Annotated in this window: 10 protein-coding genes; all 10 read right to left on the bottom strand. The window is 74.3% G+C overall.

The features are described from left to right. Position 1 precedes the first annotated feature (1 nt). The 10 genes from GI374_RS12160 to GI374_RS12115 are packed head-to-tail and all read right to left on the bottom strand — an operon-like array spanning position 2 to position 14,170. Complete coding sequence (locus GI374_RS12160) at positions 2–1,522, bottom strand: hypothetical protein (RefSeq protein ID WP_154337346.1); 1,521 nt, start codon at positions 1,520–1,522, stop codon at positions 2–4. Continuing rightward, positions 1,519–3,162, bottom strand: a complete 1,644-nt coding sequence (locus GI374_RS19725; protein WP_154337345.1) for a hypothetical protein — start codon at positions 3,160–3,162, stop codon at positions 1,519–1,521. The genes GI374_RS12160 and GI374_RS19725 overlap by 4 nt, the downstream gene beginning before the upstream one ends. Before the next feature lies 1 nt (position 3,163). Continuing rightward, positions 3,164–4,663: a hypothetical protein gene (locus GI374_RS12150; protein ID WP_154337344.1), complete on the bottom strand. Its 1,500-nt coding sequence runs from the start codon at positions 4,661–4,663 to the stop codon at positions 3,164–3,166. Further along, complete coding sequence (locus tag GI374_RS12145; protein WP_154337343.1) at positions 4,656–7,016, bottom strand: hypothetical protein; 2,361 nt, start codon at positions 7,014–7,016, stop codon at positions 4,656–4,658. Before GI374_RS12145 ends, GI374_RS12150 begins: the two co-directional genes overlap by 8 nt. Then, positions 7,017–8,681: a baseplate J/gp47 family protein gene (locus GI374_RS12140; RefSeq protein WP_154337342.1), complete on the bottom strand. Its 1,665-nt coding sequence runs from the start codon at positions 8,679–8,681 to the stop codon at positions 7,017–7,019. Between the two features lie 11 nt (positions 8,682–8,692). Next, positions 8,693–9,151, bottom strand: a complete 459-nt coding sequence (locus GI374_RS12135) for a hypothetical protein (protein ID WP_154337341.1) — start codon at positions 9,149–9,151, stop codon at positions 8,693–8,695. A gap of 1 nt (position 9,152) precedes the next feature. Then, the gene (locus GI374_RS12130; protein WP_154337340.1) at positions 9,153–9,545 is read right to left on the bottom strand and encodes a PAAR domain-containing protein; all 393 of its coding nucleotides are present in this window, start codon (positions 9,543–9,545) and stop codon (positions 9,153–9,155) included. 10 nt (positions 9,546–9,555) lie between these two features. Beyond that, positions 9,556–10,203 carry a phage baseplate assembly protein V gene (locus tag GI374_RS12125; protein ID WP_370515318.1) on the bottom strand — a complete coding sequence of 216 codons (648 nt, stop codon included), beginning with the start codon at positions 10,201–10,203 and terminating at the stop codon, positions 9,556–9,558. Continuing rightward, positions 10,200–11,306, bottom strand: a complete 1,107-nt coding sequence (locus GI374_RS12120) for a hypothetical protein (protein WP_154337339.1) — start codon at positions 11,304–11,306, stop codon at positions 10,200–10,202. Before GI374_RS12120 ends, GI374_RS12125 begins: the two co-directional genes overlap by 4 nt. Continuing rightward, entirely contained in the window at positions 11,306–14,170 is a 2,865-nt protein-coding gene (locus tag GI374_RS12115) for a M23 family metallopeptidase (protein ID WP_154337338.1), read from the bottom strand. The genes GI374_RS12120 and GI374_RS12115 overlap by 1 nt, the downstream gene beginning before the upstream one ends.

The following is a 14,170-nucleotide window of genomic DNA, read 5'->3' as shown; positions in this document are numbered from 1 at the left end:
CTCATGGCAGCGAATAGCGGATGCGCGGCGGGTCGAGCGTCACCACCGCGCGCCCGGCGGCGCGGACGCTGAGCGTGACGGCGGCCGGGTGCGGCTCGGGCAGCGCGGCGAGCGCCGGGGTGAGATCGACGGTGCCGCCATCCAAGGGCAGCGCCAGCCCGTTCAGGCGCAGCACGATGCCGGTGGCCTCAGGCTCGCCCGCGAGCGCGGCGAAGCGCAGCGCGACGGCGAGCCCCGCCTCCGTCACGAGAGCGCCGCCCTTCACCACCGCGCCGCCGCCGCCCAGCATGGCGACCGCCGCCCCGCGTCGCGCCTCGACGGCCAGCCACAGCGGCCCGGCCGGCGCCACCGTCGGAGGAAAGGCGAAGCTGACCGGCGCGGGACGGGCGCGGCCGAGGCCCACTTCGTCGCTCACGGCAATGACGACATCGGGCCGACCGTTCCGCTCGGCCATGAGCCGGGCCGCGATCAGCGTCTGCGGCTCGGCGGCGGCCAGCACGGCCTCGGCGCCAACGATCACCGCCGCCGCCGGGAGATCGATCCGGCCGGCTACGAGATTGCCCGGGCCGAGGGCCACGCCGTCGGCCCCCGCCGCCGGCCCGGAGGCGGTCGAGACGGCGGGGACGCCGGCTGAGGGCGGGGCCGAGAGGCTGACGCCCATCCGGCCCTCGACCGCCGCCGCGGCCGGGGGCAGCGCCAGTTCGACCGCCTGGGTCCCCTGCCCGCCGAACCGCAGCACCCGCTTGCCAGCTTCACCCGCGAAGCCGACGCGCTCGAGCCTCAGCCCGAGGTCGAGCGCGTCGATTCGCGCCGCGCAGGGCTGGTCGGCCTCGAGGATCAGGTCGAGCGCGAGCGCCTCGGGCAATGGCCCGGCCTCGGCGAGACGGGCGAGTGCCGGGTCCAGCCTCGCGGCCAGCTGCGCCCCGGCCTGGATCACCCCCGGAAAGACCGGCACGCCGCCCGGGCCTGCCGCCGGCGGGAACCCCTGCTCCCCCGCGGGATCGCCGACGAGCATCAGCGCGAGGCGCGGATTGACCGGCGGATAGCGCAGCACCACCCCGGCGATCGCCCCTGCACTCAGCGCATGATCGCCTGCGTTGCGGCGCCGCAGGATCAGCGCCTGGTCGGTCACCTCGAGCGCCGCCCCGCTGCCGCCATGCGCGGCGACCGCCACCGGATCGTCCGAGACCGCCGCCCCGTCGAAGCGGAACGCCGCCACCTGGTCGCCCGGCTGCGGCGCCGTCAGCCGCACCCGCGCAATTTCGCGCGCGACCGGCAGCGTCAGGACAAGACCGCCCCCCCCGGGCGCCAGACTTGCAGGCTCCGGCGCGCTCGCCGCGGTGGCCTCGACCTCGCGCGCGAGAAACGTCACGTCCAGCACCGGCGCCGCCGCGACCACGGCGCCATCCGCCCCGCCGGTCGGCAGCGTCAGCCGCACGACCCGGCGGAACCGCCCCGCCCGCGCGATGTCGAGGCCGCCCGCCAGCTGTCCGACGAGCGCCGCTGTCGTCACCCGGCTCATCGGTCGGGCCGGGTGACGTTCAGCCGGTCCGAGAGCGCCGCATTGGTCGTGCGCAGGTCCGTCACCGACCGCTCGAGCCCGCGCACCGCCGTCGCATCGGCCTTGGCGTCGATCCGCGTGACCAGATCGCTCCGGGTCTGCGTGATCTCGCCGCCAAGCTCGCGCCGGGTGTCCGCGACCTGGCGGCCGAGGCGGGTCTCGGTCTCCGCCAGCCGCTCGGCAAAGCGCGCGTCGAGGCTGCGGGTCAGCCGCGCCTCGAAGGCATCGAGGTCGGGCTGAGGCCGCGACTCGAGCGCATCGACGCGGCCCTGCATCCGGTCGAACCGCGCGCCGGTCCCGGAGAGCAGCTCGTCGCGCAGCCCGTCGAGCGCGGCGCGGTCCACCGCCTTCGCCTCGAGAGTGCCGAGGCGGTGGTCGAACAGGTCGAGGCGCGGATCGACCGTGCTGCGGCCGGGGCGTTTCGGCTCGATCGTGTCCTGCACGTCCTGCGTGGCGCGGATCGCCTCGAACACCGCAAAGCCTCCGGCGCTGATCGCCGCCCTGGAGGCGCCGGCGGCGCGGACGGTGTTGACGATGGCGCTGTCCCGGAGGCGCGGGGCGACCTGCTCGACATAGCGGGCGATCGGTGCGCCGGCCGCTTCATCGCGGAGGCGGGCGCCGATCTCGCCGCGCTCGAGGCCGGCGAAGGCCTGGGTCGCGCGGATCAGCGCCTCCGAGAGATCCGCCCCGGAATGCGCCGCGCGGTCGAGGTTCTTCAGCGCGGCGTCGAGGCGCGCGTCGCCCTCCACCGCCGCGCGCAGGAAACGCAGCCAGCCGCCCAGCCAGTTGCGGACGCGCAGCGTCAGCACCGTGACCTGCTCGGCCCGGCCGCCGGCCCCGGAGGCGACGGCGATGAGCGTCACCGGCATGACCGGCCAGGGAGCCTCGGGCCGGTCGGCCTCGGCCGGAAAGCTGCGCGCGAGACGGTCCATCGCCGCCCGCAGCAGCCCCGCCCCCTCGGCCCGGTATCGCGCGGCAAGCCCCGCAAGCGCCTCGCGCGCCGCCTCGGGGGTCGCGGCCTCCCGCGGCAGCCGCGCCAGCTCCGCCTGCAAGGCCGCCGCCGAAGCGGGGTCGAGCGGCGGGGCGAGCGGCGGACCGAGCCGGAACTGGATGAGCCCGCCGGGGCCAGTCACGAGGCTCACCGCCGCGCCCTGCTGCCGCTCGATCCCGGCCTGCGCCGACAGAAACCCTGCGCTCGCGATGCAGGCGATCGCCACGTTCGGCACACCGCGACCCGACGCGTCCAGAAGCTGCCCGACGATCCCGACCCCCTGCCCCAGCCACGGCGCCTCGCTCGTGGGCGTCAGCCGCAGCGTGCCACCCGCCGGCGCGGGCCGCGCGCCAGAGAGCGCGGTCACGATCTCGGTGAATCGGGCCGGGGTCACCCCCGTCACCGCCAGCACCGCGTCGAGCGAGACCAGCGGCCCCTCCGCGCGCCGGGCCAGTATGGCCGCCGCCACGCGCCGGCCGACGCCCGCGCCTTCCGAGAGGCCGATCGTGTCGGCCAGCTCCTCGGCGCTGCCGACGCGGTTGAGGAAGGTCAGCACCCGCGCCGCATCCAGCGGGCCGACCTCCTCGGGGGTGAGGACCGGCCCCGGCATCTCAGCCGTTCCCGCCGCGCACGTTCAGAAGCTGCCCGACGAGGTCCAGCCCGGCCTTCTGCCCCAGCTGCGCGTTGATCGTATCGACCTCGCCCGCCGCCTTCAGCGCGATGTTCTCGGCCCGCCGCACCGGGCCGTCATCGCTCAGCAGCTCGCTGCTCAGCCGCAGGTTCTCGGCCTTCACGGTGTCCAGCAGACGCCCCTCGGCCGCGTTCACCGTGGCCTCGGTCTCGCCCCGGATCGCCTCGGCCACCGCCCCCGCCGCCGCCTCGCCGCGCGCCGCGCCGATGCCGATGGCGCGGGCGGGCGCGGTGTTCTCCTCCATCAGCGGCGCCATCGCCTGGCTGAACAGCAAGCCCTGCTGCACCGTCAGCCCGCCGTTCACCGCGCCCACGACGCTGTCGAGATAGGCCGGCCGCGTCGTCAGCGGCAGCGTCCGCATCGCCTCGCGCGCGGCGATCATCTCGCGCTGCGTGCCGAGGATGCCGCGGTCGCGGGTGCGCGACTGGATGGTCTCGAAGATTCCGCTCACGGCAGGCTCGAAGCCGCGCAGGATCAGCGGCGTGAACTCGGCCCGGTAGCGGTCGAGGATCGGCGGCGAGACCGGCAGGTAGTGGGTGACGAGCCAGGGATAGACCCAGTCGCGGAAGGTGACGCGGATCGAACCCGCCGCCATCGCTGCATCGCCCGTGCCGGGGCTGTCGTCGGGCTTGACGAAGGCCATGACGGTGGCGAACTCGTCGCGCCAGTTGAGCACGAAGGCGGGGGTGATCGGGCTGAAGGCGCGGGACGGGCGTTCGAGATAGACCGCGTCGAGATAGTTCCGCATGACGCCGGTGTCGGCGCGCTCATAGGCGGCGGTCACGGCCGAGAAGGCCGGCGCGATCTCGCTGGCGCCCGGCGTGCTGGCGTTGAGGAAGCTCTGCGCCACGCTGACGCCCGCGACGGTGGTCTGCAGGACCGCGTCGATCTCGAGCTCCTGCTCCTCGGCGAAGGTCTCGCCCGCCTCCTCGCGCAGCAGAACCCGCGCCTCGCCCGCGTCGTTGACCTGCACCGTGACCGAGCGCCCGCCGGTCCCCGCGCGGCTGGTAAAGCCCGGCGCGGGCTTGAGGCTGCCCCAGACGCAGACGAAATCGACCCAGGGGCGGGCGCCTGCGTCGGTCAGGTCGAGGGGCTGGCCGTGCAGGTCGGTCACGCGGGCGACGATCTCGGCCCGCTCGCCCACGGCGAAGGCGGCGCGGGTGCTGCTGAGGTCGAGCCGCCTTTGGCGCTCGGTCAGAACGGTGTTCAGCGCTTCGAGCGGGTCGAGGCGCGCGGCGAGGTCGGCGGCTGTGGCCTCGGCCGCCGCGAGGCGCGTGGCGAGGCCGCCGACTTCCTCGGTCACCCTTCCGCCAAGCGCGGCAAGCTGCGCCTCGATGCCGTCGATCAGCCCGTTCCAGTCGGCGGCACGGATCAGCTCGCCGTTGACCTTGCCGCCGAAGCGGTCTGCAAGCTCACCCATCGTCACCTCCTCTGACCACCGTTTCGCCATGCGCGAGGCGGATGCGGGCGCCGGCGGGGCGCACCATGTTGACCGCCGCGAAGACCCGGTCGAGGACCACGGCGGGCAGGGTTTCGTCCGCGTCCAGCCGCTCGATCCGGACCGTGATCGAGAGGGGCGCGCGGAGCCGCAGGCGGAAGCGGACGCGCGCGGCGGGATTGAAGGCGTAGACCCGGTCCAGCTCGGCGAGGGCGCGGGCGGCAAGGAAGCGGCCCTCCTCGGGGGCGGGGGCCTCGTCGGGGGGCGTCAGCAGCCGGCCCTCGCGGGTCCATGCCGGGAAGGTCCGGGGCGCGGGCGGCGCGGCCTCCTCGAGCGCGAGGTAGCGCCAGTGGGAGGTGCCGGGCGTCGTGCGCGGCAGCGCCGGGATGCCGCCCTCGACGATGCGCGTGGGCTCGGGCTTGACGCGCAGGCGCAGGGGCGCGGGTGCGGCGTCAGGATCGGGGACGAAGGCGCCGCCCTCGAAGGTGCCGAGGCGGGCGATCGCGTGGTCGGTCCAGTGGATCGCGCGGACGGCCGCGCGCTCGGCGGTGATGACGGGCGGGGTCTGGTCGGTGAAACCGGCGGCTGCGCCTGCGGTGGCCGATTGCCAGACGGCGGCGGCACGGTCGAAGCGCGAGCCGGTGCCGGGATCGTCGGCCGCGGGGCGCGGCAGGCGCGTGAGGCTGGGCGCAGCCTCGAACCAGTCGCGCCCGTCGAAGACCAGCAGCCCGCGGTCCGTCCCGGCCCAGAGACGCTGCCGCTCGTCCATCGCGAGGGCGCGGACCGGGGCGGTGCCGAGGGCGGGATAGGCCGTGAGGCGGGTGGCATAGGTGCCGCGGAACCGGCGCGCGCCGTAGCGGGCCAGCCCAGCGTCGGTGCCGAGCCAAAGGGAGGCGTCGGGACCGCGGAGGATGGCGGTGACGGCGGGGAGGAAGACGGTGGCTTCGTCGGGGAGCGGGCCAGCAGGGTCGAACGGCGCCCAGTCGGGCACCGTGTCCTCGAGCGCGGCGCCGAGATAGGCGTGCCAAGCGTCGGTGGCGGGATCGTGGCGGAAGAGGCCCGCGGCACCGCCGAAATGGAGGATGCCGTCCGGGTCGGCCTGAACCGCGGTGAGGGGTGTTGCCGGTCCCGCGGGCGCAGCCGCGTCTCCCGGTCCGAGCCGCGCCGCGCCGGTGTCGGTCGCGGCCCAGACCGTGCCGTCGGGCGCGCGGACGAGCGCCCGGACGGCGGGTCCGGTGCCGGTCGCCGGATCGGGAACGAGGGCGGGCGCGGCGAACGGGTCGAGCCGCGAGACGCCGCTCGCATGCCCGACCAGCAGCTCGCGGCCCGGCGCCAGCAGGCAATGCACCTCCGGCAACCCGGCCAGCACCTGCGCCCACCCCCCGGCCCCGAGCCGCCACAGCGCCCCCGTCCCGCCATCCTCCACCGCCGCCCACAATCCCCCGTCCGCGCCGATGGCGAGCGCGCGGACCGGCAGCGCGGGGGCGCCCTCGGCTTCCACCCAAGGCCCGGCGGCGGTCGGATCGGCCGGGTCGGCGCCCGGCACCGACACCGCCGAGCGCAGCCCCTCCGGCCCGCCGAGCCACGACGCGAACCCCGGCAGCAGCGCCAGCACCTGCCCCGGCGCGAGCGTGCCGTCATAGACCAGCCCGATGCCGGTCCCGGTCGCCGGATCGAAGCGCTCGATCAGCGGGGTTTCGGTGGCGTCCACCTCGCCGGGGACCGGGGTCACGCCCTCGATATAGGCCTCGACCGGGCTGCCGCTCACGCCAGGGTCGGTCAGCGTCCAGCGTATCAGTGGCCCGACCAGCCCCTCGGGCGGCCCGGCCGAGACCGAGCGCAGGGTGGCGGCACCGGGCGCGAACTCCTCCACCGACACCGCCCGCTCGGCCATGCCCGAGAGCGCCAGTCGCGCCGCCTGAAGCAGCGCCTCGCGGGTGGCCAGCCCTTCCTTCCACAGCACGACAGTTGCCACGACGCGGGCGCGGAACGCCTCGACCGTCTCGCGCCCGCCCGCGGGCTCGTCATGGGGGCGCAGGCCCAGCAGCCCCGCGAGGCGGGGCAGGTCGTCGAGGAACGGATGCGCGGCGACCGCGGGATCGCCGGGGAGGAGCGGCGCCAGGCCCCCAGCCCGGCGCCGGGCGGCGACGAAGGGCGAGGTCAGCGCGCCGTCGGCAAAGGCAAGCCAATGCGCCTGCATCGTGTCGCCCGCCTCGATCCGGGCGCGGTCGAGCTGTTGCCCGCCCGCCGCGATCAGCCGGGCCATCAGGCTGGCCTCGTCCTCGGGCCGCCAGAGCGAGGGGAGGAGGTCGCGGATGCGCGCGGCGCTGACCATTCACCCCTCCGCCTCGATGGTGACGGATTGCAGCGCCAGCCGCTCGCCGGGGCTGAGCGCGTAGCTGTCGCCGGGATTGGCTAGCACCCGCGTCAGGCCGTTCGCCTGCGCGATGAAGAGGGCGAGCGTTCCGCCGGCACCGACCGGCGGCGGAAGAACCAGCAGCAGCTTGCCATAGGAGAGGGTCCGGCCCTCCGCGTCGCCCGCCGCCGAGAGATGCGCGAAGGCCGCCTCGAGCGCCGCCGTCACCCCGTTCTGGTCCGGCGCCGCCTCGGCGGCCGGGAAGCGCACCCTCAGGTCGGCACGCGTCGGCAGGCCGGGGTCGGCCAGCGACAGCTCGGCCAGCGTCACCGCCACGCCCTGCAGCGCGATCACGCCCGCGGCGGCGTCGAGCCGCTCCTCGGGCCCAGCCTCCAGCAGCAGCCTGGCCGAGAGCAGCGTCACGTCCTCGACCCCCTGCACGGCGAGCACCGCGCCGACGATCTGGTTGATGCGGGCGTCCTCGCGGGTCGGCAAGGCGGCGAAAATCTCGGCAACCGCCGCGCGGACCGCCTCATGCGCGGCGCGGCGGGCCTTGTCGTCGAGTCCGGGCGCGGTGGCGACGGTCAGCGACAGCGTCAGCCCCACGGGGGCCGCGGCACCGGCGAGTTCGACCCGCACCCCGGCGGGCCGGGCGTCCTCGATCGCCTTCAGCAGCTGCTCGCGCCGCTCGGGCGTCAGCGCCTCGGTCACGGGGGTGATGACGACCACGCCGGGGCGGTCGGCCGGCTCGCTGATCTCGCCGCGCACCCCCTGCCGCGCGAGCGCGGCCTGCAGCGCCCCGACCGTCCCGCGCTCGGAGCCCTGCAGGAAGCTGCGGGCGCGGGTCCGCAGCTCGGCATCGCTCTCCGCGGTGTCGGCGCGCCGGCCTGGGGCCGGGTTCGTCACCGCGGCGATGCCGGCGATGGGGACCGGCAGGATGGTCAGCAGGTCGTCCGCGACCGGCGGATTGCCCGGCTCCACGTCCTGCGCCTCCACGCTGACGCGGGTCTGGGCGGGGGACATCGTCACCGTCTCGACGGTCTCGTATTCCACCTCCACCTCCGGGTCGATGACCCGCGTGCCGGCCGGAATGGTGATCGCCCCGGTGCTCGCCGCGTCCCGGGTGAAGCGCAGGCTCGCCCGCGCCCGCCCCGCCGGAACCCGCTCGACGCCCACGAGCGCCACGACATGATCGAGCGCCCGGCCGCTCGCGGTCTCGATGAAGGCGGCGTTGTAGACCCCCTCCAACGCGGCATGGACCCGCGCCGCCTCGTGCGCCATGGCCTCGACCAGCGTCCGGGCGACGCCGCCGACCTCGAAATCGGTCAGCAGCGCCGGGGATTCGCGGCGCAGGTAGTTCACCTCGATGAGGCTGCCGTCGTCAGGCCGCGCGCCGCCGGGCCGCCAGACGAGCTCCGTTCCCGAACCCGCCAGCTCCACATCCGCGCCCAGCTGGAAGCGGTGCGAGAGGCCGTTCCTCGCCCCGTGGACCGAGACCAGCAGCCGCGCCGGCGGGGCCTCGAGCACGGTGCGCTCGGCCTCGCCCGCGGGCGGCCAGGGATGCGCCTCGGCAGCCACCCCGCCGACGAGCGAGGTCAGCATCGTCTCCAGCACCTCCGGGTAGTCGCGCCTGCGAAAGCTCATGGCACCCTCCCCTAGAGTTCCAGCCCGAACGACAGCGCGAGCACCGCGTCCGCGCCGACCGGCTGCACCTCGATGGCGATCAGAATCAGGAAGCGCTCCTTGGGATGCGGAGTGACCGCAACGGCGATGATCTTGGCCACCCGCCGCTCGGCCTTCAGCGCCTCCAGCACGAAGAGCTTGGCGAGATTGCGCGTCGTCTCGGTGTTCGGCGCGCCGATGATCTCATGCAGCCGGGCGCCGTAGGACGGGTGGCCCAGCGGCGCGAGTTCGCCCTTCGGCGTCAGCAGCCGCCGGATCAGCGCCTGGCCGAGATTGTCGCGCCCTTCGACCAGGCCGAAATCGCCGATGCGGCGCAGGCGGCCGCCCTCGCGGGTGCGGCGCTCGGCTTCGGTCACGCGGTAGATCGAGAGCGCGCGGCTGTCGATCAGCGTGATCGCGATGTCGGTCCCGAGGTTCGCCTGCGCCGCCATCTCACCCCACCATCACCGTGGCCACCGCCACCACCGTGCCCGCGGGAAGGTCGGCGGGGTCGTTGCAGGTCATCGCCAGGTCGCCGTTCCGCGCCGCGGGCTTGCCGTTGATCCTGACCGTGGCGCTGCCGATGAGCACCTCGCCCCGGTTCTTGGGCGGCGACTGGAAGGGGCCGCCCTGCGGGACATGCGCGGGTGCGTTCGTGGCCGTGCTGTCCTGCACCGCCGCCGGTTTGCCCTCGATCTTCACATCCGCCGACAGCTGGCCGTCGAGCTGCCCGGCGAAGGGGTGCGGCAGCGGCGTCGGGATCGGCCCGCCGGGGCTGGGGATCATCACGATGTGGATGTCGGTGCCCACCACCTGGTCTCCCTGTTTCGCCGCCGGCTGTCCCATTCCCGCCTCCTCAGTTCAGGTCGATCGTCGCGCCCTTCAGCTTCAGCCCGCCCTGCGCCTCGATCGTGACGGCGCTGCCCTTGACCGAGACTTCGCCGCCCTCGATCGCCACGGCCTTGTCGGAGGTCAGCGTCACGGTCCCGTCGCTCTCGATCTTCAGCGTCGCCTTGCCGCCGCCGACCTCAATCACCACCACCGGATCGTCGTCCTTCAGCGCGATCTTCAGCGAGGGGCCGAGCGCCAGCAGCGCCGTGGCCGCGTCGGCCGAGCTGACGCGCAGCTCGACCCCCTCGCACTCGCCCGCGTTCACCGGCAGCCGCAGCACCGCATCGCCCGCCGCGTTCACGGGCGGGCGGTCCTCGTCGTTGTAGAGGCTGCCCACGATCACCGGCGCGTTCGCCTCGCCGCCGAGGAACTGCACCAGCACGAGGTCGCCCACGTCCGGGATCGCCGCCGCGCCCTTGCGGTGGACCATGACCGGCACCCGCGCCATCACGAGGCCGGTGTCGCGCAGCCGCACCGTGCAGGCGTGGTTGTCGTCGTCGCCCTCATCGGCATGGGGATGGATCTCCTGCACCACGGCAAGCTCGGGCAGGCGCAGCGCGCGGAGTTCCTCGCGGATGATCTGGCGGAGCGTCTGGTAGGCGTCGGCGTTCACAGCAGCCCCCCGAGCAGCCCGCCGCCGCCTCCGACGAAGGGCGCGGCGCGGATCTCGCTGACGAGGCCGGCGGCGAGGTCGAAGCGCAGGTCGACGGTCAGCGCGCGCCAAAGCCCGTCCTGCGCCGTGCCCGTGACATCGAAAAGCGCGCCGGGGGTGATGGCAGGAACGCCGGCGGCGAGGAACCGGCCCTGTGCGGCGGCGCGTGCGACCGACCGGCCCTGCGCTTCGGCCAGAGCCGCGGAGGCGTCGGGCGAGCGCACCCAGGGCGCCGCGTGGCGGCGCCCCGGCTCGCCGCTGCCCGCCTCGGCCCGGTGGGGGCCGGCCTCCTTGCGCAGCCAGGCCCAGGCGTTGCCGCCGCGCTCGCCCGCGCCGGCGCCGTCGATCACCACGCGGCCCACCGCCTCCCGCCGCGCTAGTCGGGCGTCGAGCAGCGCCGCCCCGAGGGCGAGTGTCGCCACGGGCTCGGCCTTCGCGGTGTCGTCCACCAGCACCAGTTTTCCCGCATCGTCGAACAGCGCCAGCCGCCCGGCGGTCTCGGCCAGCCGGGCGATGTGGTCGAGGAGCGAGCGACCCTCGTCCACGACGAACCGCGGCAGGGCCTCGCCGGCCGAGCCGCCGTCGCTCTCCACGCCGGCCTCGGCGCAGAGCGCGTCCACGATCTCGCCCGGCTTGCGCTCGGCAAAGGCAATCTCGCGGCGCGCGCGGGCCAGCAGGCGGCCGCCGTTGGTCGCGGTCAGGCGCAGGCTGCCGTCGGGGCGCGGCTCGGCAAGGTCCACGGTGCAGGCGAAGCCCGCCTTCGAGGGACCCGCCCCGATCTCGACGCTTCCCGTGTCGCCGGGCGCGGGCAGGTCGGGGCCGCCCGGCACCGGCGCCAGCAGCATCTCGGCCCAGTCCACGTCCGGCGCCACGCCGCGATGCAGGCGCATCGCCGCCAGCCCGTCGGCCAGCCCCGGCCCCACCCCGGCGAGGCCCACCACCGCCGCCAGACCGCCCAGCAGCCCGCCCGCACCGCCTCCCGCCGCGCCGAAGGTGATCGTCACCTTCGGCACGGTGAGGGCGGGTTGGCCCGCGACGAGGTCATCAAGGAGCCCGAGCACCATCACCGGTTCCCCGATCTGTACCAGGTGGTGCTCTTCAGCACCCCGTCGCCCGGGGCGTCCTGGAAGACGAAGGGGATCGCGAAGGCCGTGCCCGGCTGTCCGCCCACGTCCGGCACCACATGCATGTGCAGGTGGTTGTGGAAGCTCATCCCCGTGTCCCCCGCCAGCGCGATCAGGTCGCCCTGCGCCACCGCGGTCCCGGTCCCGGCCCCCAGCAGCTCCTGCCCCGGAGGCGTGCCCCCGAACAGCGGCGCGTTCCGCACGCCGTTCTGCGCCAGGTGGCCATAGACGCTGTAGGTCTGCACCGGGCCGGTGCCGAAATCGTCATGCACCGGGTCGATGGTCGCGTGGCGGATGGTGAGGACGTTCCAGTTGCCGGTCGAGCTGTCGGCCAGGTTCTCCGTGAAGGACCAGACCACCCCGGCCCGGGAGCAGGCGATGGGCGTGCGGAAGTCATGGCCGAAGTCGTAGGCATAGGCCTGCAGCACCGCGCCATCGGCGTTGTTGCGAATGAAGTTGTGGCTGAAGAGGCCGAGGTTGCCCTGCCCCATGTATTCCGCCGTCCCGCCGCGGAACGGCAGCAGATAGGGCGAGGCCGCGCGCCCCTTGTCGGGATAGCCGCGGAAGCTGCCGCCGCCGCCGGGGCGGTAGCGCCCCTCGTCGGTCGCGTTTTCCTTGAAGCCGTAGTTGTAGAACCAGTAGAGCAGGAACATCTTCGCAGCCGAGATGCCGCCGGTCTTGAAGAAGCGCGGCACGTCCTCAGCCCAGGCGTTGATCTGCGCGACCAGCGCCCCCGACAGCCCCGCCGCCAGCCCGAGGCCGGCGCTGCCGCCGAGCCAGTGCCCCGCCATCGCCTCGGCGTGGCGGCCGCTCGCGTCGCCGGTCCAGATGAAGATCGAATAGCTGTCGCGCGGGTAGAGCGAGGTCAGCAGCATCGCGTAGAGCGAGTCCGACAGGCTCACCCAGGCGCCCTGCTTGAGGCGGTTGCGCGCCGGATTGCGCGGCAGCGTACTGGGGCCGTCCTCAGGGCCGCGGAAGGTCAGCAGCGCCACGAAGCCGATGAAGATGTCGCGGACATTGTTCACGACCTTGATCGGCCCGCTGGTGCGGATGAGATCGCCGAGAAACACCGTCAGCCAGAACTTGAACTTCTCGTTGAGGGCCTCGGTCTGGATGCCTTGGAAAGAGGAGAAGAAGGCGGCGATGCCGCGCGGCCCGACCGAGCTGTCGAGCGTCTTGCCCCAGCGGCGCAGACCCGGGCCGCGTTCGAGGAAATAGGCGCTGAGGGGCTTGCCGAAGAGGATCTGCTGGATCGTCTCGATCAGCTCGATGGTGCCGACCGTCGCCGCCTGCGCCTCGTGGCCGGGCTGCACCTTGACGAGATGCCAGATGGCCTTGGCGCATTCGCCGCAGATGGTCCAGACCTGCGCCCAGACCTCGCAGAACTCGGGCGAGGCGCGCTCGTAGTTGAACCACCAGCCGTTCTCGATCGGCGTGCCGGTGAACATCGGCGCATCGAACCAGCGCAGGTCGGTGCCCGAGAACAGCGGGATGTCGTCGCACATCACGAGGCGCCGGTCGCCGGTGACGAAGACCTGATTGCGCGGATAGGCGACGAGGCCGGGGTTGATGACGTCCCACCAGAGCCAGTTGCCGAAGCCGTCCGAGAACGTCTCGAGCTTGCCGGCGAAGACATGCTCCAGCAGGCGGCGGTTGAACAGGAACAGCTCCTGGTCCTTGGCGAAGCTGTCGCGCAGCTTCAGCAGCTCGTCGGGCATGCCGTATTCGCTGCGGAACGTGTCCTCGATGCTGAAGGCGAGAATCTCGCGCGCCTGCATGCCGCGGTTCACGGCGGCGAGGATCGGCAGCAGCGCCGCGCGCTCGGGCTCGGGCCCGGCGGCGTCATAGAGGGCCTCGCGCTCGGCCTCGGTGAACACCTCCTCGCGGAAATAGCGCTCGACGGATTTCGCGCCGTTGCGGAGCTGCGTCACGAAGCCGGGCGCGTCCTTGAGGTCCGAGAGGCCGATCAGCGGCAGGTTCTCGTCCGACAGCAGCCAGCTTGCATAATAGGAGTATTCGGCCGCGTTCTTAAGCTTGACCGCGCCCCGCTCCTCGGTGGTGACAGCGACCGCGCGCCCGGCGGCAAGGGCGGCGTCGAGCGAGGCCTCGATCCCCTTGAGGGCGCAATCGACCTCGCGCAGCGCAGCGGCGATGCCGCCGCGGGTGAGCAGGTCGAACAGCAGCCGCGCCAGCGGCTCCATGTCGATGGCCGGCGGGCGCAGCAGCGCCGCGCGCAGCTGCAACCGGCCGAGGAGGGCGCGGGCGAGCCGCAGGCGGCGGCGCCCGGCAGCGTCGGCGGGCTCGACCGCGGCGTCGAGGCGCGCGCGCCACTCCGCCAGAAAGGCCGCGATGGTGTCGCCCAGCATCGCGGGCGTGAGGCCGAGATCGTCCTCGACCAGCGCCCGCAGGAACTCCAGCTCGCGGCGCAGCACCGGCAAGGTCGTGGCCCGCGCCGCGCCGCGCGCAAGGCCGAGGATCTTCCGGACCAGGGCCAGGATGCGCTCCGGATCGTCGATCGCCGCCTCGGCGTCGGCCTTCAGCCCGTCGAAGAACCCGAGCACCACCGGGAACCGCGCCCGGAGCCGCGCCTCCGCCGCCGCCCTGCGGGGCTGGATCGAGACGGCGAGCGTGGTGCCCGTGGCCGTCACCGCCGCCTCGGCCGTGCGCGTGACCGGCCCCCCTGCCGCCGCGTCCTCGGCGATCAGCGCGACCAGCCGGGCAAGGTCCTCGGCCAGCGCCAGGACCGGATCGGGCGGCTCGCGGATCAGGAGCTGCGGCTGGAGGATGGCGGCGCCGAGCGACAT

It is taken from the genome of Paracoccus sp. S-4012 (assembly GCF_009674885.1).
Lineage (GTDB): Bacteria > Pseudomonadota > Alphaproteobacteria > Rhodobacterales > Rhodobacteraceae > Paracoccus.
The sequence above is the reverse complement of the archived record's forward strand: the minus strand, read 5'-3'. Positions and strand labels throughout refer to the sequence as shown.

Bases quoted from the DNA above. Each gene is read 5' to 3' on its own strand.
- GI374_RS19725 (WP_154337345.1), bottom strand. From the start codon at position 3,162: ATGCCGGGGCCGGTCCTCACCCCCGAGGAGGTCGGCCCGCTGGATGCG.
- GI374_RS12135 (WP_154337341.1), bottom strand. From the start codon at position 9,151: ATGGCGGCGCAGGCGAACCTCGGGACCGACATCGCGATCACGCTGATC.
- GI374_RS12145 (WP_154337343.1), bottom strand. From the start codon at position 7,016: ATGGTCAGCGCCGCGCGCATCCGCGACCTCCTCCCCTCGCTCTGGCGG.
- GI374_RS12150 (WP_154337344.1), bottom strand. From the start codon at position 4,663: ATGGGTGAGCTTGCAGACCGCTTCGGCGGCAAGGTCAACGGCGAGCTG.
- GI374_RS12120 (WP_154337339.1), bottom strand. From the start codon at position 11,306: ATGGTGCTCGGGCTCCTTGATGACCTCGTCGCGGGCCAACCCGCCCTC.
- GI374_RS12115 (WP_154337338.1), bottom strand. From the start codon at position 14,170: ATGTCGCTCGGCGCCGCCATCCTCCAGCCGCAGCTCCTGATCCGCGAG.
- GI374_RS12130 (WP_154337340.1), bottom strand. From the start codon at position 9,545: ATGGGACAGCCGGCGGCGAAACAGGGAGACCAGGTGGTGGGCACCGAC.
- GI374_RS12140 (WP_154337342.1), bottom strand. From the start codon at position 8,681: ATGAGCTTTCGCAGGCGCGACTACCCGGAGGTGCTGGAGACGATGCTG.
- GI374_RS12160 (WP_154337346.1), bottom strand. From the start codon at position 1,522: ATGAGCCGGGTGACGACAGCGGCGCTCGTCGGACAGCTGGCGGGCGGC.